General features: G+C 71.1%; 23 protein-coding genes and 2 pseudogenes. 13 read left to right on the forward strand and 12 right to left on the reverse strand.

Features of this window, described 5'->3' with window-relative positions:
- The first annotated feature begins 38 nt into the window (after positions 1 to 38).
- Both glgX and ACSP50_RS13685 read left to right on the forward strand, forming a co-directional pair.
- Positions 39 to 2,147, forward strand: coding sequence for a glycogen debranching protein GlgX (gene glgX / locus ACSP50_RS13680; RefSeq protein ID WP_014689812.1), 2,109 nt, complete (start codon positions 39 to 41; stop codon positions 2,145 to 2,147).
- 100 nt (positions 2,148 to 2,247) lie between these two features.
- Complete coding sequence (locus ACSP50_RS13685) at positions 2,248 to 2,709, forward strand: GNAT family N-acetyltransferase (protein ID WP_043514095.1); 462 nt, start codon at positions 2,248 to 2,250, stop codon at positions 2,707 to 2,709.
- Here the strand turns inward: ACSP50_RS13685 and ACSP50_RS13690 are convergent.
- The 5 genes from ACSP50_RS13690 to ACSP50_RS13710 form a co-directional block, all read right to left on the reverse strand.
- Positions 2,706 to 3,086, reverse strand: a complete 381-nt coding sequence (locus ACSP50_RS13690; protein WP_099344065.1) for an SseB family protein — start codon at positions 3,084 to 3,086, stop codon at positions 2,706 to 2,708. The two genes, ACSP50_RS13685 and ACSP50_RS13690, sit on opposite strands and share 4 nt — an antisense overlap.
- Before the next feature lie 107 nt (positions 3,087 to 3,193).
- Positions 3,194 to 3,610, reverse strand: a complete 417-nt coding sequence (locus ACSP50_RS13695; protein ID WP_014689809.1) for a DUF1810 domain-containing protein — start codon at positions 3,608 to 3,610, stop codon at positions 3,194 to 3,196.
- Positions 3,603 to 4,643 (reverse strand): glycoside hydrolase family 32 protein, encoded by a 1,041-nt coding sequence (locus tag ACSP50_RS13700; protein WP_014689808.1) that lies wholly within the window; start codon positions 4,641 to 4,643, stop codon positions 3,603 to 3,605. Before ACSP50_RS13700 ends, ACSP50_RS13695 begins: the two co-directional genes overlap by 8 nt.
- Positions 4,644 to 4,724: 81 nt before the next feature.
- Positions 4,725 to 4,946: a DUF397 domain-containing protein gene (locus tag ACSP50_RS13705; protein WP_014689807.1), complete on the reverse strand. Its 222-nt coding sequence runs from the start codon at positions 4,944 to 4,946 to the stop codon at positions 4,725 to 4,727.
- A gap of 84 nt (positions 4,947 to 5,030) precedes the next feature.
- Positions 5,031 to 5,843 (reverse strand): DUF72 domain-containing protein, encoded by an 813-nt coding sequence (locus tag ACSP50_RS13710; protein WP_014689806.1) that lies wholly within the window; start codon positions 5,841 to 5,843, stop codon positions 5,031 to 5,033.
- A 113-nt stretch (positions 5,844 to 5,956) separates the two neighbouring features.
- Between ACSP50_RS13710 and ACSP50_RS13715 the strand changes: the two genes are divergently transcribed.
- The 6 genes and pseudogenes from ACSP50_RS13715 to ACSP50_RS13735 all read left to right on the forward strand — a co-directional run bounded on the left by ACSP50_RS13715 (position 5,957) and on the right by ACSP50_RS13735 (position 9,272).
- Positions 5,957 to 6,625, forward strand: coding sequence for a lytic transglycosylase domain-containing protein (locus ACSP50_RS13715; RefSeq protein ID WP_014689805.1), 669 nt, complete (start codon positions 5,957 to 5,959; stop codon positions 6,623 to 6,625).
- 415 nt (positions 6,626 to 7,040) lie between these two features.
- Positions 7,041 to 7,277 (forward strand): annotated as a pseudogene (locus ACSP50_RS43915) (hypothetical protein); the annotation flags it as partial.
- 122 nt (positions 7,278 to 7,399) lie between these two features.
- The gene (locus ACSP50_RS43920; protein ID WP_014689804.1) at positions 7,400 to 7,684 is read left to right on the forward strand and encodes an ALF repeat-containing protein; all 285 of its coding nucleotides are present in this window, start codon (positions 7,400 to 7,402) and stop codon (positions 7,682 to 7,684) included.
- Positions 7,615 to 8,187 (forward strand): polymorphic toxin-type HINT domain-containing protein, encoded by a 573-nt coding sequence (locus ACSP50_RS45035; RefSeq protein ID WP_080127817.1) that lies wholly within the window; start codon positions 7,615 to 7,617, stop codon positions 8,185 to 8,187. Before ACSP50_RS43920 ends, ACSP50_RS45035 begins: the two co-directional genes overlap by 70 nt.
- A 10-nt stretch (positions 8,188 to 8,197) precedes the next feature.
- The gene (locus ACSP50_RS41840; RefSeq protein WP_014689802.1) at positions 8,198 to 8,416 is read left to right on the forward strand and encodes a hypothetical protein; all 219 of its coding nucleotides are present in this window, start codon (positions 8,198 to 8,200) and stop codon (positions 8,414 to 8,416) included.
- Positions 8,417 to 8,564: 148 nt separating this feature from the next.
- Positions 8,565 to 9,272 carry an HAD family phosphatase gene (locus ACSP50_RS13735; protein WP_014689801.1) on the forward strand — a complete coding sequence of 236 codons (708 nt, stop codon included), beginning with the start codon at positions 8,565 to 8,567 and terminating at the stop codon, positions 9,270 to 9,272.
- On the opposite strand, the gene ACSP50_RS13740 is transcribed toward ACSP50_RS13735, so the two are convergent.
- Complete coding sequence (locus ACSP50_RS13740) at positions 9,220 to 9,579, reverse strand: MmcQ/YjbR family DNA-binding protein (RefSeq protein WP_014689800.1); 360 nt, start codon at positions 9,577 to 9,579, stop codon at positions 9,220 to 9,222. The genes ACSP50_RS13735 and ACSP50_RS13740 overlap by 53 nt on opposite strands.
- Positions 9,580 to 9,602: 23 nt before the next feature.
- Between ACSP50_RS13740 and cutA the strand changes: the two genes are divergently transcribed.
- Entirely contained in the window at positions 9,603 to 9,953 is a 351-nt protein-coding gene (gene cutA / locus ACSP50_RS13745) for a divalent-cation tolerance protein CutA (protein WP_014689799.1), read from the forward strand.
- On the opposite strand, the gene ACSP50_RS13750 is transcribed toward cutA, so the two are convergent.
- Both ACSP50_RS13750 and ACSP50_RS13755 read right to left on the reverse strand, forming a co-directional pair.
- Positions 9,920 to 10,660 carry a discoidin domain-containing protein gene (locus ACSP50_RS13750; RefSeq protein WP_014689798.1) on the reverse strand — a complete coding sequence of 247 codons (741 nt, stop codon included), beginning with the start codon at positions 10,658 to 10,660 and terminating at the stop codon, positions 9,920 to 9,922. The two genes, cutA and ACSP50_RS13750, sit on opposite strands and share 34 nt — an antisense overlap.
- Positions 10,657 to 12,192 carry an alkaline phosphatase gene (locus tag ACSP50_RS13755; protein WP_014689797.1) on the reverse strand — a complete coding sequence of 512 codons (1,536 nt, stop codon included), beginning with the start codon at positions 12,190 to 12,192 and terminating at the stop codon, positions 10,657 to 10,659. Before ACSP50_RS13755 ends, ACSP50_RS13750 begins: the two co-directional genes overlap by 4 nt.
- 205 nt (positions 12,193 to 12,397) lie before the next feature.
- On the opposite strand from ACSP50_RS13755, the gene ACSP50_RS13760 reads away from it, so the two are divergent.
- A complete protein-coding gene (locus tag ACSP50_RS13760; protein ID WP_014689796.1) occupies positions 12,398 to 13,195 on the forward strand; it encodes a CPBP family intramembrane glutamic endopeptidase in 798 nt (265 codons plus the stop codon).
- Between the two features lie 248 nt (positions 13,196 to 13,443).
- On the forward strand, positions 13,444 to 13,740 hold the full coding sequence (locus tag ACSP50_RS13765; RefSeq protein WP_014689795.1) for a hypothetical protein: 297 nt from the start codon (positions 13,444 to 13,446) through the stop codon (positions 13,738 to 13,740).
- A 167-nt stretch (positions 13,741 to 13,907) separates the two neighbouring features.
- On the opposite strand, the gene ACSP50_RS13770 is transcribed toward ACSP50_RS13765, so the two are convergent.
- Positions 13,908 to 15,590, reverse strand: a complete 1,683-nt coding sequence (locus ACSP50_RS13770) for a discoidin domain-containing protein (RefSeq protein ID WP_014689794.1) — start codon at positions 15,588 to 15,590, stop codon at positions 13,908 to 13,910.
- Between the two features lie 179 nt (positions 15,591 to 15,769).
- On the opposite strand from ACSP50_RS13770, the pseudogene ACSP50_RS44795 reads away from it, so the two are divergent.
- Positions 15,770 to 15,865, forward strand: a pseudogene (locus ACSP50_RS44795) (hypothetical protein); the annotation flags it as partial.
- A 303-nt stretch (positions 15,866 to 16,168) separates the two neighbouring features.
- On the opposite strand, the gene ACSP50_RS13780 reads toward ACSP50_RS44795, so the two are convergent.
- Positions 16,169 to 16,777: a GGDEF domain-containing protein gene (locus ACSP50_RS13780; protein ID WP_014689793.1), complete on the reverse strand. Its 609-nt coding sequence runs from the start codon at positions 16,775 to 16,777 to the stop codon at positions 16,169 to 16,171.
- Between the two features lie 86 nt (positions 16,778 to 16,863).
- Here ACSP50_RS13780 and ACSP50_RS13785 point away from each other — a divergent pair, with 86 nt between their 5' ends.
- Positions 16,864 to 18,045: an acyl-CoA dehydrogenase family protein gene (locus tag ACSP50_RS13785; RefSeq protein WP_014689792.1), complete on the forward strand. Its 1,182-nt coding sequence runs from the start codon at positions 16,864 to 16,866 to the stop codon at positions 18,043 to 18,045.
- Positions 18,046 to 18,053: 8 nt separating this feature from the next.
- Here the strand turns inward: ACSP50_RS13785 and ACSP50_RS13790 are convergent, their stop codons facing one another.
- Both ACSP50_RS13790 and ACSP50_RS13795 read right to left on the reverse strand, forming a co-directional pair.
- On the reverse strand, positions 18,054 to 18,716 hold the full coding sequence (locus ACSP50_RS13790; protein WP_014689791.1) for a GNAT family N-acetyltransferase: 663 nt from the start codon (positions 18,714 to 18,716) through the stop codon (positions 18,054 to 18,056).
- A 96-nt stretch (positions 18,717 to 18,812) separates the two neighbouring features.
- Positions 18,813 to 21,872, reverse strand: coding sequence for a bifunctional diguanylate cyclase/phosphodiesterase (locus tag ACSP50_RS13795; protein WP_014689790.1), 3,060 nt, complete (start codon positions 21,870 to 21,872; stop codon positions 18,813 to 18,815).
- Positions 21,873 to 21,882: the final 10 nt, after the last annotated feature.

Here is a 21,882-nt window from a genome sequence, read left to right on the forward strand (position 1 = left end):
GGTTTTCGAGCGGACACCATGTGGGCATGGTGGCGGGCATGAAAATCTGGCCGGGCAACCCGTATCCGCTGGGTGCGACCTATGACGGCGGCGGCACGAACTTCGCCATCTTCAGTGAGGCCGCCGAGCGGGTCGAGCTGTGCCTGTTCGACGACGAGGGCAACGAGACCCGGGTCGACCTGCCCGAGCGCGAGGCGCTGGTCTGGCACGGCTATCTGCCCCGGGTCACCCCCGGTCAGCGGTACGGTTTCCGCGTGCACGGGCCCTACGACCCGTCCCGCGGCCTGCGCTGCAATCCCCACAAGCTGCTCCTCGACCCGTACGCCAAGGCCATCGACGGCGACTACCGGTGGGATCAGGCGCTCTTCTCGTACGACTTCGGCGACCCGGCGTCGTACAACGACGCCGACTCGGCCCCGTTCGCCCCGCGCTCCGTGGTGATCAACCCGTTCTTCGACTGGGGCAACGATCGGCCGCTCAAGATCCCGATGTGGCAGACGGTGATCTACGAGGCGCACGTCAAGGGCATGACGATCAACCACCCCAAGATCCCCGATGACGTACGCGGTACCTACTCCGGCCTCGCGCACCCCGAGATGATCAAGTATTTCCAGCGCCTCGGGATCACCGCCGTCGAGCTGATGCCGGTGCACCAGTTCGTGCACGACAGCGGCCTGGTCGAGCGCGGCCTGAGCAACTACTGGGGTTACAACACGATCGGCTTCTTCGCCCCGCACAACGGGTACGCGTCGTTCGGCGGCGCCGGCGGGCAGGTGCAGGAGTTCAAGTCGATGGTCAAGGCCCTGCACCAGGCCGGCATCGAGGTGATCCTGGACGTCGTCTACAACCACACCGCCGAGGGCAACCACCTGGGCCCGACCCTGTCCTTCCGGGGCATCGACAACCCGGCGTTCTACCGCCTCGTCGAGGGCGACAAGCAGTACTACTACGACACCACCGGCACCGGTAACAGCCTCAACGTCCGGCACCACGAGTCGCTGCGGCTGATCATGGATTCGCTGCGCTACTGGGTGACCGAGATGCACGTCGACGGCTTCCGCTTCGACCTGGCCGCCTCCCTGGCCCGGGAATTCCACGAGGTGGACCGGCTGGCCGCCTTCTTCGACCTGGTCAACCAGGACCCGGTCGTCTCCCAGGTGAAGCTGATCGCCGAGCCGTGGGACGTCGGGGACGGCGGTTACCAGGTCGGTGGCTTCCCGCCGAACTGGACCGAATGGAACGGCAAATACCGCGACTCGGTCCGCGACTTCTGGCGCGGCGAACCCTCCAGCCTCGGCGAGTTCGCCAGTCGCTTCACCGGCAGCTCCGACCTGTACCAGGACGACGGCCGCCGCCCGATCGCCTCGATCAACTTCGTCACCGCGCACGACGGTTTCACCCTGCACGACCTGGTGTCGTACAACGAGAAGCACAACGACGCCAACGGCGAGGGCAACCGGGACGGCGAGAGCCACAACCGCTCCTGGAACTGCGGCGCCGAAGGCGAGACCGACGACGCCGAGATCGTCGTCCTGCGCGAACGGCAGAAACGCAACTTCCTGGCCACCCTGCTGCTCAGCCAGGGCGTCCCGATGCTCCTGCACGGCGACGAACTGGGCCGCACCCAGCGCGGCAACAACAACGTCTACTGCCAGGACAACGAGCTCAGCTGGGTCGACTGGGAGAATGCCCGGGAGGAGGACGTTCTCACCCACTTCACCCGCCTGCTCCTGAAGCTCCGCGCCGAGCACCCGATCTTCCGCCGCCGCCGCTTCTTCACCGGCGCCTTCGCCGACGAGAACAAACTCCCCGACATCGCCTGGCTGCGCCGCGACGGCGAGGTGATGACCGAAGCCGACTGGAACACCCCGAGCGGCATGACGATGACCGTCTTCCTGAACGGCCACGGCATCCCGGAACGCGGCGCCCTCGGCGAGGAGATCACCGACGACTCGTTCCTGCTGCTGTTCAACCCGCTCAGCGAGGACGTCTCGTTCACCCTGCCGTCCCGCGACTACGGCAAGACCTGGGAGATCGTCGCCCACACCGCCGATCCGCTGCTGGCCCGCCGCCGCAAGACCGCCCGCGCCGGCAGCCGCGTCGACGTCCTCCGCCACGCCCTGGTCGTCCTGCGCTGCCGCTACTGACCCGCTCGGCCGGGGCGTTGCGGACTCCGCAACGGCCCGCGCCGCGGTGTCTGTGGGAAATCCGCTGGCGCCGCGGCCCGGCCGGTGCTGGGCTGGCGGCGTGACGAGAATCGAGCGCCGGTCGGATCCGGTGGCGACCGGACGGATTCTGCGGGCCCTGCCGTCCTGGTTCGGTCTCGAGGAGGCCGTCCGCGACTACGTCGGCGACGCCTCCGTGCTGCCGAGCTATCTGGCGGTCAGCGGCTCGGCGACGATCGGGGTCGCCCTGGTCCGCCGGCACTTCCCCGAATCCGCCGAGTTGCACCTCATCGCGGTGCACCCGGACGCGCGGGGCTCCGGCGCCGGCACGCTGCTCCTCAACGCGGTCGAGGAGGATCTCCGGTGCGCGGGTGTCCGGCTCCTCCAGGTCAAGACCATCGGCGCGTCGTACGAGCATGAGGGGTATGCGCAGACGCGCGGCTTCTATCGCGCCCGGGGGTTCCTGCCGGTGGCGGAGATGCGCGGCCTGGTCTGGGACGGGCCGACGCTGCTGCTGGTGAAGGTGATCGCCCCGGATCCCTAATGGACGCTGCTGATGATGACGCTGGTCTCCGCGGTCGCGCTGTTGACCAGGATGCCGGCGCACTCTCGGTCGTCGGCGGCCATCCGCAGGAGCGCGTCGCCGGACATGCCGGCGTTGAACACGGGCCCGAACCGGCGGGCGAACACCTCCGGGTCGGCGAAGGTGAGGATCCGCTGCCGGCCGTCGCCGTGACCGGTCCGGCGCACGGCCAGGGTGCCGTCCGAGACGAAGCCGCCCGGCGCGTCCGGCACCGGTGTCCCGGTGACCACGACGCCGACGGTCGAGGACCGGAAGAGCGCGACGAACCGCTGGTACGCCTCCGCGTCACGGGTCTGCGCATGCTCGGCCATGACATCCGACAGGGGTGTGTCACTCACGATCGCGAACCCTACGGCAACGCCGGCCGGCGCCGCCCGCCGTGATCGGTCGCGGACGGCGGCGAGGCGGGAGCGGAGGCCGATCACTCCCGCCAGGGTGGCTCTGCCTACCCCCGGCCGAGCAGCTCCAGCGTCCGCGGGTCGGGGCCGTCGTAGAACCGGTCGAGGACCTCGCCGAAGACGCCCGGCTCGGCGGCCGCCGCGGCGAACAGGGTCATCGACGAGCGCAGCTTCAGATCGTCCGGATAGCCGAGGATCTGCTCGGCCGTGCGACCCTCGACGCCCAGCAGCGTGCGGGCGGCATCGGTCAGCCGGGCGCCCAGCACCGGATGCGCCAGATAGGCACGGGCCTCGGCCAGGTCAGCGATCGCGTAGGCCTGCGCGGTGGGGCTCGACCCCAGACCGGTCAACTGCGGAAAGACGAACCACATCCAGTGTGTACGTTTACGGCCCGCGGCCAGTTCGTCGCGGGCTCGCTCATAAACGCCGTCCTGGGCGCGGACGAAGCGTTCCAGGTCACTCATCCCCCCGATGGTAATCGTGTCGCCGGCCGGAGCCGGCGATCCGCGCGATGTGCGCGCCGGGCTCGCCGGGCACCGCGCGGCGGGCCGCGCCGAGACCACTCACCCCCTCGACGGTGACCTCGACGATGTCCGCGTCGGCCAGCACCGTGGTCTCCCCGCCGGCCGGCATCCGCAGGATCAGGTCGCCGTGGTCACGCAGCTCGCCGGCGTCCGCGGTCAGGCCGGTGACCCCGGTCACCAGGTATCGGTCGAGGTGCGGGTGCGGGGTGGCGAGCAGGCTGGTACCACGCACCGACAGGATCCACGGGACGCTCAGCGCGCCCGCCCACGTGGAGCCGCCGACCCGGGCCAGCACGCAGCGGCGCCCGGCGGCGTCGACGAAGGGCGCGGCCGGCCCCAGCCGGCCCCGGCCGAAGACGCCCCGGGCGCGCGGCCGGAAGGCGACACCGTCATAACCGCCGATGGCGTACGACGCATCGGCCCCCGCCACGAGCAACACCCACTCGCCGTCGAGTTCGAACAGCCGCGGGCAGTCCACCTGCCCGCCCGCGGCGGTGGTCAGCACACCGTCGTACGACCAGTCGTCCAGATCCGCGGAACGGTATTGCAGGACCGCGGAGCCGCCCCCGGCCGCGGTGGCGGCGACCAGCATCCGCCAACCGCCAGGTGCCGCGAAGACGAACGGATCGCGCACGTCGGAGAAGCCCTCCGGGGCGGCACCCAGCACCGGCTGATCAGGATCGGCCAGCCAGCCCGTCAGATCGGCGGCGGCGGTGGCCCGGCGCACCCCGGAGCCCGGACCGGAATGGAAGAGCACCGGCCCGGACGGGCCGTCGACGACCGACCCGCAGCCCGGGCCGCCGGGCGCGGCGGCGACCGCGCCCTCCCGCCAGATCACCAGATCGTCGGAGACGGCGCAGCCCCAGCCGGCGTCGCCGCCGGACCGGTGCTCGTAGAACAGGTGGTAGCGCCCGTCGCGGTGCAGTACCCCGAACAGGTCGCCGACCCGGCCGTCACGCGGCGTGAAATGCATCCGGGGGCGCGGTCCCGGTCCGACATCCATGCCTCTGCGTAACATCACCGGCGCGCCCGCGCCACCCCGTCCGGCTGCCGATCAGTCGTCGAACTCACCGTCCTTGGCGCCGCCGACGAACGCCGTCCACTCGTCCGGGGTGAAGAACAGCACCGGGCCGTCCGGGTCCTTCGAGTCACGAACCGCGCGGCCACCGTCGGCCAGATCGGCGACCTCGACGCAGTTGTCCGAATAGCTGCGAGTACTGCGACGCCAGCATGCCCCGTTCCGGTCAAAGCTCGCAGCGTAGGTCTTCTCTGTCATCTTGCACCTCCGGGCACATTCTGAGCATCGCCGTGCCCCGGAAACTGTCCGAGATCCGTCAGCCCCGGACAAACGGCATGCCGGTCAGAACAGCGTCGCCGGCCCCTCCGCCTCCCGGGGAGCCGGTTCCGGCAGCGGTGGCAGGCCCGGTACCAGGGCGGCGACCTCGGCGTGGAACCGGCGGGCCAGATCCGGCGCGTCGGCGTTGTCCGGGGTGTGCAGGAAGACCGTCGGGGATCGGCCCTCCCGCAGCCAGCCGGCGGTCGTCGCGACCCACGGCTGCCAGCCGGCCACCGTGCGCTCGGTGTCGTCCCGGCCCAGATAGCGGACGATCGGGTGGTCGGTCAGCGCGGTGTCGCGGCGTGGCATCCGGGGTTTCTTCAACCACGCGTCCCGTTCCGCGGCGCTCGTCGGCGGGCTGGCGAAGAACGTGGTCGTGTCGAACGGAACCCATTCCGCGTCATGCGCGGCGAGCAGTTCCGTCAGACGCCCGGGATCGGTGAAGAAGTCCGGGTGGCGCACCTCCACGGCGTACCGCCGATCCATCGGCAGGGAGCGCAGGAACCGGGAGAGAACGGCGAGATCGCCGGGTCCGAAGGACCCGGGAAGTTGAATCCACAGAGCGGTGGCGCGCGGCCCGAGCGGCTCCATCGCGTCCAGGAAGACGCGCAGGTCCTCCTCGGCGCCGGACATCCGCAGCTCGTGGGTGATCCGTTTCGGAACCTTCGGGATCAACCGGAAGTCCGGAGCGGTCTGCTCCGCCCAGGTGGCCACCGTCGCGCGGGCCGGCGTGGCATAGAAGGTGGTGTTCCCCTCCACCGCATTGCACCATCCGGCGTACGCCCGCAGCCGGTCACCGGTCGCGAAACGCGCCTGCCACGCCTTCAAGGACCACATCGCGCAGCCCACATGAAGGGCCGGAACACCGGTACGCACGACGCCACCGTAGCCGGGCGCGCGGAAGCGACGCCTGGTACCGTGCCGGGACCCGCTCGCCAGAAGGAGTCCTCGTGACCGATTCCGTGGGCCGGATCGGCATCCGCGCCGCGTCCGCCGCACTGCTGCTCGCCGGTGTGACCGGCGGCGTCTACCTGGGCGAGCACCGACCGCCGCCGACCAGCGGCACCCTGGACTCGGTGCAGGCCGAGGCGAACGACATGCAGCTGCTCAAGGATCGGCAGAACGACCACGCCGCGGCCCGCGCCCGGATCACCGCGGCCGAGGGCGTCGCCGCGCAGAAGGCCGCGTCGACCGCCCGCACCGCCTCGGGATACGCCAAAACCCTCGACAAGCAGGCCACCGCGGCCAAGAAGGCGGCCCAGAAGCCGAGCGGCCCGGTCGCCTTCGCCGGCCCGATTCCCGGCTCCTGCACCGAATTCAGCGGCAGCCGGGCGGTCGGATGCGCGCTCACCCTGCAGGCCGGCTTCGGGCTCGACCAGTTCGCCTGCCTGAACAAGCTGTGGAACAAGGAGAGCGGCTGGAACTACCGGGCGGAGAACCGGGGCTCGGGGGCCTACGGCATCCCGCAGTCCCTGCCCGGCTCCAAGATGGCGTCGTTCGGCGCGGACTGGCAGACGAATCCGGCCACCCAGATCAAGTGGGGCCTGGACTACATCAAGAAGCGCTACAACACCCCCTGCAACGCCTGGGCGCACTCGGTCCAGTTCAACAACTACTAGACGGTGATCTATCTCTTGTTGCCCGGAGAGGGTCGCGGTGGGGCAGCGCCGGCCGTGAGGTTGCGGTAAGACTGCATCGATCGATCCTCCCTTGTGGAGGACGTTTCAACGATGCAGCGGTCACTCCGGCCGTTGTGATGATGGTACGGGGGTTCCATCGTGGCGTTGTGGACGCTTCGTCGTGCGGTTTTACCGCCCGCATTCTCCAGGAAACGGGTCCGTCTGCGCTGGGCCGCGGGTCTGGCGGCCGGCCTGGCCGTGGCTGTGGCGGTGCCGGGTGGCGCCGCGGGTGCAGGCGCCGGTGGTGCAGCCGCACGCGCTGACCGTCCAGGAGGCGCTGCAGCAACTGCTGGGCGCGGACACCAAGGATCCGTCACCGGCTGATACGCCGATCGACGACGCCGACCTGGATCGGATGCTGACCCAGGATCTGGCGGATTACGACGCGGATCCGGCGGTGCGGGCCGCTGCCACGGCGGTGCTGGCCACCAATGATCCGGCGCAGATCAAGGACTTTCTGGACAACGGGCTGCCGGTCTACCGCAAGGCCGATCAGCAGCGCCAGAAGGACCAGGCGGACCACAACCGGGTTCAGGTCCAGGAGTGGGTCGTCTCCGGCAGCCCGACCGTGCGGCAGCGGGCGCAGGCCGCTCTGGACTCCAACGACGATGCGAAGATCGCCGCGTTCGTGGCGACCGGGCATGACGCCGCCGATCTGGCGGACAAGCAGGATGCGCTGAACGCGGCGCAGCAGGCCAAGCTGATCCCGAGCAGATGGTCGCCAACGGTGGCTACGAGGTGCAGAAGCTCGGCCAGGCCGCGCTGGACAGTGAGGACCCGGTGGTCATCGCCGAGTTCTACAACACCGGGTACGCGGCGGCCAGCAAGCAGGACGCGGACGCGGAGCAGCAGATCACCGACGCGCTCGCGGCCCGGTCCAAGGCGGTCGCCGACCTGACCGATCTGGCCCAGGCGGCCGGGAAGCCGTTCTGCACACCACTGCTCATCACCCGTTCTGGGACGCCGGCACCCGAAGCTGGATCGATGCCGGACTGTTGAGGGCCGGCGCCACTCTTCGCACGCCGCGCGGCGGCACTGTCAAGGTCACCGCCGTTCACCGCTTCCTCGGTGCCCGGACGATGCACAACCTGACGGTCGCCGATCTCCATACGTACTATGTGCTGGCCGGTGGCACCCCTGTTCTCGTTCACAACTCGATACTTTGTGATATCCACGGGAATCCTATCGATGACAGTGAGCCGCTATATGGGCCATTCCACCGGCTCCAATCCCCGACTCAGAGCCCGGCTGTAGCCCAGCAAATCTTGGAGAGCAGCCAATTGTGGGGCAAGGAGCCCCGTGTGGGACTCATTGATATACCGCAGCCACAGGCGCATCTCGGGCCGCTGCCCGAGGGGGCCGCAGGGGTGGAGTTCTACACGGGTATCCCTCCGGGGCCGCCGTATCCAGGGCAGGTCAGATGGCTCGGCGGTTCCCCGGGTGTGCCGATCGAGGATGGGTACGCGAAGCTTCCGATTATCATCACCAAGTACACCCAATAGGAGGGCTGCCTTGAATCCGCTGGAAGGGCCCCACGTTTCTGTTCGGTCGACCGACGGGCTGGTCTCCATTACCGTCGATCGGGTGACCGCGGATTATCTTCGCTACGCCATTGCAGTATTGGGCGAGCATGTGGCTGCTGGAATGAAGGTTCCTCCTATGTCGGCGGACATGGCTACCAGGCTGGGGAATCTGATGAATGAGGTCGAGGAGTATTTGAGAGCGCACTGAGGCGGCCGTCGTGCGATCGTGCGTCTGGAATTCGTGAGGCGCCGGTGACCGGGTTGCTCAGCCGATCAGGTTGAGCAACCCGGATATCGCGAACGGCGACGTGCGCGCGGTCACGGCGGCGGAAAGTCGCAGCGGATAGGGTCGCCGCATGGTGGAGGCGGTTTTGTTCGACTGTGACGGGGTGCTGGTCGACTCGGAGCGGATCACGAACGCCGTGTTGCGGGGCATGCTGCACGAGCTCGGGTGGGCGGTCGGCGAAGCCGAGTGTTTCCGGCTGTTCGTCGGGAAGGCGCTCGCCGACGAGGTGGGGGTGATCACCGCGCACACCGGGTTCGTGGTCACCGACGAGTGGATCGGCGAGTTCCGGCGGCGCCGCAACGAGGGGCTGCTGGCCGGGTTGGAGCCCATTCCCGGGGCGGTCGCCGCGGTGCACGAGGTCGACCGGGCTTTCGGCGGCCGGGTGGCGGTGGCCAGCGGCGCCGACCGGTTCAAGGTCGAGTTGCAGCTCACCAAGGTCGGCCTGGACGGCGTCTTCGCCGGGAAGATCTTCAGCGGGATGGAGATGCCGCGCAGCAAGCCCGCCCCGGACGTCTATCTCGCGGCCGCCGCGGCGCTCGGCGTCGATCCGGCCCGCGCGGCGGTCGTCGAGGACACCGCGACCGGCGTGCGGGCCGGGGTCGCCGCGGGTGCGACCGTGCTCGGCTACTGTCCGCCGGACAGCCCCGCCCACCACGCGCCGGAGGTTCTCCTCGCGGCCGGCGCCGCCCACGTCTTCACCGACATGGCGCAGCTTCCCGCCCTGCTCACGGCGATGCCTGCAGATCGGCCGGCGCCCGCATCCGCCAGGCATCGGTGATCAGCTCGGCGAGCCGGTCGGTGCTCACCCGCGGCAGCCGGACCATGACCAGCGGGAGCCCGTCGTAGCCCGGCGTGGTGAAGAACAGCTCCGGCTCGCCGAGCAGCAGCGCCTGTTTCTCCGCCTCGTCGCCGACGTACAGCACGGCGATGTCGGTGCGGATCACCCGCGGCCTGCCGGGCAGGCGTTCCGGGTAGGACCAGATGAACCCCTTGTTCGCCACCCGGAAGTCGAACCCGTCACTGTCGATCTCGGTGACCTCGGGCATCGCCAGGGCCAGCCGGCGTACGTCGTCCGCGTCAGCCATGGCTGTGAGACTAGTGTGTCGGGGTGACCGAGCAGATCTGCGAAGTGGTGATCACGGCGGGTTCGGCGGAGTGGCTCGCCGATTTCACCCGGCGCCTGGTGGAGCGGCGGCTCGCGGCGTGCGGGCAGATCACGCCGCAGGTGCGGTCGATCTACCGCTGGCAGGGTGCGGTGGAGGACGAGGGGGAGGCGCGGGTCGCGGTGCACACCCGGCTGTCGCTGGTCGACGCGATCGTCGCGGCGGCCGAGCGCGAGCATCCCTACGACGTACCGTGTGTGCTGGCCCTTCCGGTCGTCGGTGGAAATCCGCGGTATGTGGCGTGGGTCCTGGAGCAGACCGGTCAGGAGATCGCCACGTCGACCAGCCGCGACTGATCGTTCACCCCGTTCCCGGCGAGGGTCACGATCCGCACCGCTGTCGTCGCCCGCGCCGTGAAGGTGCTGATTTTCAGGGCGGAGCGATTGCCGCGTACGGAGTCGACGGTCTGCCAGCCGGTGGGCACCGCGACCTGCACATCCCAGTCGCGCAGGCCGCCGTCCGCGGTGGTGGTGACCGCGATCCGGCTGACCCGGTGTGCCGTGTCCCAGTCCAGCTGCCACCAGTCCGGCCAGCGTTTGCCGGTGGTGTCGTTCCACATGGTGTCCGCCCGGCCGTCGATCGCCGCGCAGGCCGGGGAACCGGCCCGCGCGGAGGACGCGGTGACCCGGCTGGCGAGCCTGGTCAGGGCGGCACCGGGCGCGGGGGTGCCCACCCGGATCGGCACTTCGACGCGGCTGGGGCCGGCAGTGACGCGTACGCGGAAATCGCCCGCGCGGGTCGCGCGGACCGCAACCGGAACGCTGCTCGTGTAACCGGCCGGGAGCCAGGTGGTGATCAGCGAGCGGGGAAGGTGAAGCGCCGGGTCGGCGCTGAGCGAAGCGTCGGCGTAGATCGGGGTCTTTCCGTGGTTGGTGAGTTTCACCGTGATGGTGCCGCCGTTGCACTGTCCGATCGTGATCGGCAGCGTCGCCGGGGCCACCGTGATCGAGACCGGGGGAGTGGCGGACAGCGCCACCAGCGCCACCAGCGTCGAGGAGATCATGCCGGCACCAGCCCGGCCCGGGCCCGTTCGGAGATGAACGACGCCCGCGTGGAGATCGTCCCGCCGCGCCGCGTCACCTGGTTCATCACCCGGTAGTCGGCCCGCATCACGTCGCGTCCCAGCTCGCAGAGCACGTAGCCGCGCTGTCCGTTGGCGAGCTTCAGGTGTGGGTTGTATCGGCGCTGCATGTCGAGTTGCGCGGTGGTGTCGCTGCCGTCGCCGCCGCTGGAGATCGACGTGCCCACGAGCTCCACGGCGACCGGCGGGGTCTCCGGTCTGCCGAAGTCGAGCCGCAGGTCACAGGCGTAGTTGTTGTGGATGTCGCCGGAGACGACGACCGTGCCGGGCATCCGCGCGGCCAGTTCCAGCACCCGCTGCCGATCGGCGGAGTACCCGTCCCACTTGTCCATGTCGAGGCGGTTCGCCGGGCCGCCGTAGACGCACCGGGCCATCATGATCTGCTGGGCGAGCACGTTCCAGCGGGCCGGGGATCGGCCCATCCGGCCGAGCAGCCAGTCCCGCTGCGGTGCCCCGAGCAGGGTGCGCTGCGGGTCGTCGCGGGCGGTGCAACCGGCCCGCAGGTTGTCGCCGCAGGCCTGGTCTGACCGATACTGACGGGTGTCCAGCACGTAGGCGTGTGCCAGATCGCCGAACCGGAACCGTCGATACAGCGACATGTCCGGACCGGACGGTTGTCGCGGCCAGCGCAGCGGCTGATTCTCCCAATATGCCCGGTACGCGTTGGCTCGGCGGACCAGGAAGTCCCGCACCGGCGTGGTGACGAAGCGGGAGACCCCGTCGGCGTAGTTGTCCTGAACCTCATGATCGTCCCAGGTCAGGATCCACGGGAAGGCGGCGTGCGCGGCCTGCAGGTCCGGGTCGGTGCGATACAGCGCGTACCGCATCCGGTACAGATCGAGGGTGTCCGTCTCCAGCTCGAACGTGTCCGGAAGGTGCAGCTTCGGGTCCATCCGGCTGCCGCCCGAGCTGGTGATCGCACCCTCGTAGATGTAGTCGCCGAGGAACATCACCAGGTCGAGACTCTCCGCGGCCAGGTGCCGCCAGGCGTCGTAGTAGCCGTCGCCGTACGCCTGACAGGAGGTGACCGCGAAGCGCAGTGCCCGCGGCGTGGCGGTCTTCGCCGGTGCGGTCCGGGTCCGGCCGGTCGGGCTGAGGAAGCCCTGGCTGCGGAATCGGTAGAAATAGTCGCGGCCGGGGCGCAGGCCGGTCACGTCGACGTGCACCGAGTGCCCGTAGCCGGGGGCGGCGGTCCCGGTGCCGCTGCGGACGACCCGGGAGAACTTCGCGTCCTCGGCGACCTGCCAGTCCACCGGATAGCTCACCGGCGGCAGCCCGCCGGCCGGCTCCAGCGGGCGCGGCGCGAGCCGGGTCCAGAGCAGCACGCCTCCGGGCAGTGGATCGCCGGATGCGACACCGAGCGTGAACGGGTTCGTGAGCCTCGGCCGGGGGAGGGCGCCGGCCAGCGCCACGCCACTCAGCGTGAAGAGCCGCCGGCGGGGAAGTTGCAGCATACCCACTCCCTTTTCCCGATATTTCCGACAACTCTATCGGTGAGAGGATGGTCTGGGTCGCGGTGTTGGTCCGGTGTACACAAACCGGAAATCGGTCTTCCCTCCGGAGCCGTCCGGAATGTCATTGTGGCGGTACGCCCACCCGAACCAGCACCATTCTCACTTTTGGTCCCGTCGGTGACGACCGGGTAGCCTCTGCCGCGCCATGCCAGACCACACCCCCACCCACGCCCCCTCCGCCGTCGGCCCCGACCCGGACGCCGCCGTCGGCCTGGCGCCGGCCGCAGCCCATCCGTCACGGCGGCGGCTGGCCGTGATCCTGGGGGCGGTGCTCGCGATCCTCGCCGCGGTGAACGTCGCCGACAAGTACGGCCCGCACCACACCGGCCTGGTGGCCGGCCCCACGGTGGCCCTGGCCCTGGTCCTGCTCGCCCGCCGCGCCGGCCTCTCGTGGCACGACCTCGGCCTGTCCCGCCGCACCCTGCTCCCCGGCCTGAAGTATGCGATCGGCGCCGTGGCCGTCGTCGCCGTCGTCTACACGATCGGCGCCGCGATCCCCGCCACCCGGGTCGCCTTCCACGATGTCCGCTACCACCTGCACCCGGGCGCCGCCCTGCTCACCGCGTTCGTCATCGTCCCGCTGGGCACCGTCCTGCTGGAGGAGATCGCCTTCCGCGGCGTCCTGCTCGGCCTGATCCACCGCCACCGCGGCGCCACCTGGGCCAGCATCACCTCCTCGGTCCTCTTCGGCCTCTGGCACATCCTTCCGTCGCTGCGCCTGGCCGAGGTCAATCAGGCCGTCGGCGGCACCCTGGGTTCCGGCCTCCCCGGCACCATCCTGGCCATCCTCGGCGCGGTCGCTTTCACCGCCATCGCCGGCCTGCTGCTCTGCGAACTCCGCCGCCGCTCCGGCAGCCTGCTGGCCGCCGCCGCCCTCCACTGGGCCACCAACGGCCTGGGCCTCCTCATCGCCGCCGCCCTGGCCACCACCACCCTCACCTGATCCACCCGCCCTGGGCCGCCACCGTCACCTGATCCACCCGCCCTGGGCCGCCACCGTCACCTGATCCACCCGCCCTGGGCCGCCACCGTCACCTGACCCACCCACCCTGGGCCGCCACCGTCACCTGACCCACCCACCCCGGGTCGCCGCTACCCTCACCCGAACCACCCCACCCGCCCGGGCGGCCGCCGCCGGGGCGGACCCCTCACCGCCCCGCCGCGCACGGACAGGCCGGTAGGGTCGGGGGTATGCGTGTTCCCACTGCTGTGATCACTGCCGGCTCCCTGATCGGCGGCTGGCAGGCCGCCCGCCGCACCGGCGTCCGCCCCCTCGGCGGCCTGGTCCTCGCCGCCGGCGGCGTCCTCGCCGGCCGCGAGTGGTCCCGCCGCACCACCCCGGCCGTCACCGGCGCCCTCGCCGCCACCTACCTCGGAGCCTTCGGCCTGTCCCACCCTCTGGCCAAGAAGATCGGCGCCTGGCCCGCGGTCCTCACCGTCTCCGCCGTCACCGCCGCCGCCTCCTACCTCGTCGCCGACCGCCGCTGACCGGTCCCGAGACCGCGCCGCCGCCTCCTACCTCGACGCCGACCGCCGCTGACCGGTCCGGAGACCGCGCCGCCGCCTCCTACCTCGACGCCGACCGCCGCTGACCGGGCTCGAAACCGCCTCGACCAGCGGGGCCGGCACCGGGCCCACCCGCCGATGTCAGGATGTCACTGGTAGACCCGGACGTAGTCGACCAGCATGGTGCTGGGGAACGGGGTGCTGCTGTCGATCGGCCCGGGGAAGTCGCCGCCGACCGCCAGGTTGAGGATGATGTAGAACTGGTGGTCGTAGATCCACGGCCCGCGGGTGTTCTCCACGGTGTCCTTGACGGCGTTGAAGACCAGGGTGTTGTCGAGGAAGAATCGCATCCCCTTGCTGTCCCATTCGACCGCCCAGACGTGGAAGTCCTGGGACAGGTCGACGGTGGAATACTTCTGGCCGTATCCGCCGGCCCCGTTGTAGGCGGGGGCGTGCAGCGTGGAGTACGACTCGGTGGTGTTGCGGCCGAGCACCTCCATGATGTCGATCTCGCCGTTGTACGGCCATGGGCGACCGGTGAGGAAATCGGCGCCCATCATCCAGAAGGCCGGCCACAACCCGTTGCCCTTCGGCACCCTGATCCGGGCCTCGACCCGACCGTACTGCAGGCTGAACCTGTTGCTCGTGTTCATCCGCGCCGAGGTGTATTGACGGCCCTGGTAGTCCTCGCGGCGGGCCTGGATGACGAGCTGGCCGGCGCCGTTCATCGACGCGTTGGCGCTGTCCGGGGTGTAGTACTGGACTTCGCCGTTCTGCGGGACGCCCGGGTCGTACGTCCATTTCGTGGTGTCCGGTTTGGCGCCGCCGGCGCCGTTGAACTCGTCGTCGAAGACCAGTCTCGTGGCCGGGAACGCCGGGTCGGCCGGTGGGGCGGGCGGGTCGACCGGGTTGCCGCCGGTGCCGTACACGCTGAACTCCCAGAGCGAATAGCCGTACGGGCCGCCCCGCGCCGTGCCGTACATCCGCACGTAGCGGCCGGTGCCGGTGGCGTTGATGACGTCCTTGAGGCCGTCGCCGGTGGTGGTGGCGTAGATCGAGGTCCAGTTCGTGGCGTCGTTCGACACCTGGATCTGGTACGCCTTGCCGTACGCCGGATCCCACTGCAGCACCACCTGGCTGATCTGCGCGGTGGCGCCCAGGTCGACGTAGATCCAGCCCGGGTCGACCCAGCCGTTCGTCGGGCTGGTCGCCCAGCGGCTTGCCGGGTCGTTGTCGAACGCCTTGTCGGCCGTGCACGGGTTGCAGTTGGCGTCGTTCTGTTCGGACGAGGCGCGCGCCGGTTTGGCGTACGACAGCAATCGGGGGGTGGGGTTGGTGGTTCCGCCGCCGGAGAACACCTGGAATTCCCAGAACGAGTATCCGTAGAGGTCGAGCGCGCGGGCGGTCAGGTTGATCCGGACGTAGCGCGCGGTGCCGCTGACCGGGATGCTCTGCTGGCCGCCGGTGCCGCTGCTGGTGGCGTAGGCCTGGGTGTACGCGCTGCCGTCGCCGGAGAACTGGATCGTGAAGGCTTTCGCGTACGCGTTCTCCCAGTTGATCGCGATCCGGCTGATCGCGGTGGGCGCGCCGAGGTCGACCTGGAACCACTGGCCGGCCGCGAACGCGCTGGACCAGCGCGTGCCGTTGTCGCCGTCGACGCCGGCGGTCGCCGGGGTGCCGGCCCATTCCACCGACGACGCGGTGACCGGCTTGTTCTGCGAGACCAGGGTTTCCGCGGCCTGCGCGGCGGGCGCGCCGACCGGGGTGGCGACCAGCCCGGTCAGCGCGACCAGCGCGGTGAGTATTCGTTGTCGGGCAGGGGGCATCGACATGGGGACTCCTGCGGGGTTGTGTCGAAGCTGTTTCCAGCCGGGGAACAGGCTGTGAAATCGCTCTCTTGCGGCACACTCTGAACGCGCTCCCATGCACTGTCAATGGGCCCTCGGAACCGGTTCCGGCAGCGGTTCCGGCATCGATGCAGGTCACCGGGCGCTTCCGTCGACAGCGGCCGATGAAGTTCCGGAACCCGACGGCTCATCCGCCATCCGCCGAGCGCGGCGTCGCCGGCACCACGCACCGGGAGATTGCCCGCGCCGCCGACGTGCCGCTCGGCTCGATGACGTACCACTTCGCCTCGCTCGACGAGGTGCTCGCCGAGGCCTTCACCCGGCACGCCGAGGCCGCCGCGAAGGTCTTCGACGAGCGGCTCGGCGCGGCGACCGACCGGGCGAGTGCGGTCGAGGCGGTGATCGGCCTGATCCGCGACGACCTGATCGGCTCGCCGTCCGACCTGGTGCTGGCCGTGGAGTTGTACGTGCCGCGGCCCGCAAGCCGGCGCTCAAGGCGGTCACCCAGGCCTGGATGCCACCGGATCAATGCCACCGGCTTGACGCCGGCCGGCGCGGGCGCGTCAGGCGGCGACCGCCTCCGGGGTGGGGGAGTCCTGCCAGACCGCCCAGCGGGTGTCCGGGCCGAGTGCCTTCGCGCGGCGCATCGCCGCGTCGGCGCGGTGCACGAGCTCGTCGTGGGTGAGTTCGCCCGGTGCCGACACCGCGACCCCGATGCCGGCGGCGAGGGGGACCAGCCGACCGGCGACCGCGACCGTGCCCATCGCCGCGGCGATCCGGCCGGCCGCCTCGTAGGCCTGGCCGGGAAAGGCCAGATCGGTCAGCAGCACCGCGAACCGGTCCCCGCCGAGCCGGGCCGGCAGCCCGGGAGCCGGCACCGACTGCCGCAGCACCTCGGCGAAACCGGTCAGCACCTGATCGGCGGGCGCGCGGCCCAGCGTCTCCGCGATCTCCGCGAAACCGTTCATGTCGATCACCAGCACGGCCGACCAGGTGCCGGTCCGCGCGGCGTGGAGCAGGCTCCGGTGGGACACGGCGTCGAACCGGTCCCGGTTGGCCAGCCCGGTCAGTGCGTCGGTCAGCGCCGCCGCCTGCCGCCTGCGCCACAGGAGTGTCAGCGCGCCGGACGCCGGGCCCAGCGCCGACAGGCCCCACAGGTACCAGGTGTGCAAGGGGCCTCCTCCGCCGCGCCGACCTGGCTTTGATCGGACACCGACCGGGCCACTTGAGGAACGCCCGCGGCTCCTAGGATCGGTGGATGCCAGTCCCGCAGACGCACGACGAGGCGGTCGAGGCCGCCCACCGGCTCGCCGCCGTCCTCACCCCCGGCGCGATCGGGCGCGACCGCGACGGAGCGACGGTGATCCCGTCCGAGGCGCTCGCCGCGCTCGACTCCTCCGGCCTGCTCGCGATCACCGTTCCGGCCGCCGACGGCGGTCCCGGCCTCGGCCCGCGCACCCTCGCCGAGGTCGCCCGGATCATCGCGGCCGCCGACCCGTCGATCGCCCAGGTTCCGCAGGCCCACTACCTGATGATCGACGTCCTCGCCGTGCACGGCACCCCACCGACCCGCAAGCGGTTGTACGACGAAGTTCTCGCCGGCCGCCGGCTCGGCAACGCACTCGCCGAGCGCGGCGGACAGCACGCCCAGGATCTGCGGACGAGGATCAGCGGCGGCCGGCTGGACGGCGTCAAGTACTACACCACCGGCGCCCTGACCAGCGCCTGGATCGCGGTCAGCGCGCTGGACGAGCAGGGCCGGCTGGTGCTCGCGTTCGTTGCCCGCGACGCCGAGGGCGTGACCGTCGACACCGACTGGGACATGGTCGGCCAGCGGGCCACGATCAGCGGCACCGCCACCTTCACCGAGGTGATCGTCGAGCCCGGGATGCGGCTCGACTACGCCGGCGCCTATCAGCAGCCGCAGCAGCTCGGCGCCCGCGCCCAGCTCTACCACGCCGCGATCGAGGTGGGCATCGCCGGCGCGGCGCTCGCCGACGCCCGTGCCTACCTGCGCACGAAAGCCCGCCCCGCCACCGAGGCGGTCCGGGCGGGCGCGGGCGTGGCGGCCGACGACCCGCACGTCAAGCATCGGTACGGCCGCCTCGCCAGCCGGGTGCGGGCCGCCGAGGCGCTGCTCGACGCGGCCGCACGCACGCTGGAGGCGATCACCCTGACCCCGGCGGACGCCGACGCCGCGGCCCGGGGCTCGCTCGCGGTGGCGGCCGCGAAGGCCTTCGGCAGCGAGATCGCGGTCGAGGCCGGCTCGGAGCTGTTCCAGATGTGCGGGACGAGCTCGGCGGCCGCGAAATACGACCTGGACCGGCACTGGCGCAACGCGCGGACGCACAGCGTCCACGACCCGCTCGACTGGAAGTACCACCACCTCGCCGCCTACGACCTGCTGGACGTGCTGCCGCCCAACCACGGGCAGCTGTAGCGGGCGGGTCAGCCGGTGTAGCGGAACGCGGCGAAGACCACGTCGGCGCTGTGCTCGAAGCCGAGCCGCCCGTACAGCCGGATCGCGTTCTCGTTGTCGTGGACCGCGTGCAGGAAGGGCAGCTCGCCGCGGGCCAGGATGCCGGCCGCCACGGCCAGGGTGAGGCGCGCGCCCAGGCCCTGGCCGCGGAACTCCGGATCGGTGCAGACCGCGGAGACCTCGGTCCAGCCGGGCATCCGGATCCGCTCGCCGGCCATCGAGATCAGGCGGCCGTCGGCGGACCGGATGCCCAGGTAGCGGCCGAGGTCGACGGTGCGCTTGCGGAACGGGCCGGGCTGGGCGCGGGCCACCAGGTCGAGCATCTCGGGGACGTCGTGCTCGGTGAGCGGCACCGCCTCCGGATCGTCGACGGCGGTCATCGCGGTGCCGACCATCTGCACGCCGGCTGAGCGGCCCTCCTCGACCCAGCCGCGGGGCGGGCTGATCGCCGGGCCGGTGAGCAGTGCGTGGTCGGTGAGGGTGGCCAGGTCACGCCAGGCCTTGGGGTCGGCCGGGTCGCTGACGGCGCAGAACGGCGAGATCTCGGGCAGGTATCGGGCGGCGTCTCCGGCGGCCTCGGCGTAGCCGGCCTGTGGCCCGGAGAGGGCGGCCCACACGGGGTTGTTCAGCACACTGTGACATTGCCCGCTGCGAGCCGCCCGCGCCAGTGGATAAGGGGTACCCCTCCTCGGATGAGTGAGTGTTCAGTAACCGACAGTTGACTGGCGTTACGCCGTCATCGCGATCGCCTCCGCCGCGGCGGTCAGGGCCGGGATCGCGGTCGGCCACAGCGGCTTGGCGAAGTGGTAGCCCTGGCCGTAGTGGCAGCCCATGGCGTCCAGGGCGAGGTGCTGCCCGGGCTCCTCGATGCCCTCGGCGACGACAGCCAGGTCCAGGTTGCCGGCCAGGGTAACGATCGCGTCGACCAGGGCGTGCTGCTGCCGGCTGGTCAGAATGTCGTCGATGAACGACTTGTCCAGCTTCAGCACGTCCACCGGCATCTGCCGCAAGTAGCTGAGCGACGAATACCCCGTACCGAAGTCGTCGATCGCGACCCGGACCCCCATGGCGCGCAACGCGCGCAGATCCTGGACCACCTTGTCGGCGTCGCGCAGCACCAGGCTCTCGGTGATCTCCAGCAGCAGCCACTCGGGCCGCGCGCCGGCCGCGGCGAGCGCCGCGCGAACCTGGTCGACGAAGTCGGCCGAGCGGAACTGGCGCGGCGACACGTTCACGCTGACGTAGCGCAGCGTGGTGTGCGGGTCGTCGGCCTTCCAGCGGGCGATCTGGCACAGCGCCTCGCGCATCACCCAGTTGCCGATGCCGACGATCGCGCCGTTCTCCTCGGCGGCCTCGACGAAGTGGAACGGCCCGAGCAGCCCGCGGGTCGGGTGCTGCCAGCGGACCAGTGCCTCGACGCCGGTGACCCGCTGGTCGGCGAGCTCGACGATCGGCTGGAACTGCAGCATGAACTGCTCGTCCTCGATCGCCTCGTGCAGTTGGGCGCGCATCTCCAGGCGCTGCACCATGGCGTGCGCCAGGTCGCTCTGGTAGCGCTGCCAGCCCGCCTTGCCCATCCCCTTGGCCAGGTAGAGCGCCAGGTCGGCGTGGCGCAGCAGCTCGGTGGCGTTGTCCGCGTCGCCGCTGGTCGCGACGCCGACGCTGACCCGGCCGCTGACCAGGTGCAGGCCACCCTCACCGTCGGGCACCTCGATCGGCGCGTCGAGTGCGGCGACGAGCCGGGCCGCCACGTCCTCGGCGGCGTGCGCGGTGTCGCTCTGCTCAACCAGGATGGCGAACTCGTCGCCGCCCATCCGGGCCGCGGTACTGCCGGCCCCGATGATCGAGGAGATCCGCCGGGCCACCGCGATCAGCAGCTGGTCGCCGATCGCGTGTCCGAGCGTGTCGTTGACCTCCTTGAAGTCGTCCAGGTCGACGAAGAGCACGCCGAGCGTGGCGCCGTCCCGGCTGGCCACCGTGAAGGCCTGTTCCAGCCGGTTGCGGAACAGCACCCGGTTGGCCAGCCCGGTCAGCGAGTCGTGGAACGCCTGGTGGGTCAGGTCGTCCTCGAGGCGGCGCTGCTCGGTGACGTCGCGCAGGGTGACCACCAGGCCGGCGACCGTCGGGTCGTCGCGCAGGTCGCGCAGGTCGCACTCGACGGTCATCCGGCGGCCGCCGGCACCCTGCGCGGTCAGCTCGACGCCGTCCAGATCGCCGTGCCCGCGGCGCAGCCGGCAGAGCACGTCGCGCAGCGCCTCCTGCGCCTCCGGCGCGATCAGGTCGGCCAGCGGGGTGCCGGCCGGGATGACCGTGCCGAACAGCTTGTCGGCCGACGGGCTGGCGTACCGGACGGTGGTGTCCTGGTCGCCGTCGACGATCAGGATGACGTCGACGGTCCGCTGGACCAGGGTGCGGAAGTAGGTCTCGCTCTCCCGGCGGCCGACCTCCGCGGTCAGCGAGATCCGGTCCAGCACGACGGCGATCTGCGCGCCCAGCGTCTGCAGCGCGGGCCGCAGGGTCTGCAGCACGTCCTCGGCCGCGCCGACGATCAGCTGCCCGTGCCACTGCCGGCCGGGCAGCGGCTGGGTGGCGAACAGGACCGTCGGGAAGCCGCCCGCGTCCACCCCGGCGGGCAGGTCGGCGGCGGCCCGCCAGTGCACGGCGACGTCGGCCGGGCCGGGGGCCTGCGGCGGCAGCTCCAGGTGGTAGGGCTGGCCGGGCGGCATCAGCCGGGCCACCGCCTGGTGCAGCGCCGCGACCACGTCGCGTTCGGTGGCGGCCGCGAAGAGCAGGGCGCCGGCCTCGCGCAGCGCCCGCTCCCGGGCCACGGCCTGCCGCTGCGCCATCGCCAGGTCCGCGAGCCGGCCCAGGACCAGCAGGAACATCACCGCCGCGGCACCCGCGATGACCGGCGCGTCGACGATGCCGTCGCGCTGGATCTCGGCCGGGCGGCCCTGCAGATACTCCAGGCAGAGCAGGATCGGGGCGATCAGCGCGGCCGCGGTCATCCAGACCAGGCGGTGCCGCCCGATGATCGAGCGGCACCGCTCGGCCGGTTCGGTGAGCTGCCGCATCGACGGGCGCAGCGCGGTGAAGCCCATCGCCGAGTAGAACAGGACCCAGCCCAGGTCGACCGGCCCGCCCAGGACCCAGTCGTCGCGCAGCTGGGACTGCCCGTAGAAGATGTCCGAGACCAGCAGGCCGAGCATCGCGACGCCGAGGCTGCCCAGGGTGCGGGGACGGGTGCCGGTCTGGGTCAGCATCCGCAGGATCATCGCGAGGACCAGCACGTCGCCGAGCGGGTAGCCGATCGAGACGATCTTCTGCAACACGGTCAGGTCCTGTGCCCGGGTGAACGGGGCGATCCAGTAGACCCAGGCCAGCAGGCCCAGGCCGACGGTCGGAACCAGGGCGTCCAGCAGGGCGCCGCGGTTGTCGCCGCGGCCCGAGCGGGCCCGGATGAACAGCAGGAGCGCGCCGGTCAGCAGCGGGTAGACGAGCAGGTAGAACAGGTCGGCCAGGCCGGGGAAGCCGGGCCTGCCGCCGAGCGCGAGCACCAGGTTGTACCAGCTGTCCCCGGTGGTGAAGCAGGCGAGCGCGGCACTGACGAGATACCAGGGCAGGCGCCGGCCGGGCCGGTTCAGTCGGGTACCCACCAGGATCGCCGCCGCCGACGAGTAGCCGAGTAGCGCCCAGGTGTACAGGTGGGCGGCCGGGAACGCGTAGTAGAGCGCGACCAGCAACAGCGACCAGGCGGCGAAGCATGCGCGAGCCGTCCGCGTCGTCATGCGGGCTCCG

The sequence above is a fragment of the Actinoplanes sp. SE50/110 genome (assembly GCF_900119315.1).
Classification (GTDB): domain Bacteria; phylum Actinomycetota; class Actinomycetes; order Mycobacteriales; family Micromonosporaceae; genus Actinoplanes.

Coding starts and splice junctions, on each gene's coding strand:
- glgX (WP_014689812.1), top strand. CDS start 39: ATGAAAATCTGGCCGGGCAACCCGTATCCGCTGGGTGCGACCTATGAC.
- ACSP50_RS13695 (WP_014689809.1), bottom strand. CDS start 3,610: ATGAGTGACCTGGAACGCTTCGTCCGCGCCCAGGACGGCGTTTATGAG.
- ACSP50_RS13700 (WP_014689808.1), bottom strand. CDS start 4,643: ATGCATTTCACGCCGCGTGACGGCCGGGTCGGCGACCTGTTCGGGGTA.
- ACSP50_RS13705 (WP_014689807.1), bottom strand. CDS start 4,946: ATGACAGAGAAGACCTACGCTGCGAGCTTTGACCGGAACGGGGCATGC.
- ACSP50_RS13710 (WP_014689806.1), bottom strand. CDS start 5,843: ATGTGGTCCTTGAAGGCGTGGCAGGCGCGTTTCGCGACCGGTGACCGG.
- ACSP50_RS43920 (WP_014689804.1), top strand. CDS start 7,400: ATGGTCGCCAACGGTGGCTACGAGGTGCAGAAGCTCGGCCAGGCCGCG.
- ACSP50_RS13735 (WP_014689801.1), top strand. CDS start 8,565: ATGGTGGAGGCGGTTTTGTTCGACTGTGACGGGGTGCTGGTCGACTCG.
- ACSP50_RS13740 (WP_014689800.1), bottom strand. CDS start 9,579: ATGGCTGACGCGGACGACGTACGCCGGCTGGCCCTGGCGATGCCCGAG.
- ACSP50_RS13750 (WP_014689798.1), bottom strand. CDS start 10,660: ATGATCTCCTCGACGCTGGTGGCGCTGGTGGCGCTGTCCGCCACTCCC.
- ACSP50_RS13755 (WP_014689797.1), bottom strand. CDS start 12,192: ATGCTGCAACTTCCCCGCCGGCGGCTCTTCACGCTGAGTGGCGTGGCG.
- ACSP50_RS13760 (WP_014689796.1), top strand. CDS start 12,398: ATGCCAGACCACACCCCCACCCACGCCCCCTCCGCCGTCGGCCCCGAC.
- ACSP50_RS13765 (WP_014689795.1), top strand. CDS start 13,444: ATGCGTGTTCCCACTGCTGTGATCACTGCCGGCTCCCTGATCGGCGGC.
- ACSP50_RS13770 (WP_014689794.1), bottom strand. CDS start 15,590: ATGTCGATGCCCCCTGCCCGACAACGAATACTCACCGCGCTGGTCGCG.
- ACSP50_RS13785 (WP_014689792.1), top strand. CDS start 16,864: ATGCCAGTCCCGCAGACGCACGACGAGGCGGTCGAGGCCGCCCACCGG.
- ACSP50_RS13795 (WP_014689790.1), bottom strand. CDS start 21,872: ATGACGACGCGGACGGCTCGCGCATGCTTCGCCGCCTGGTCGCTGTTG.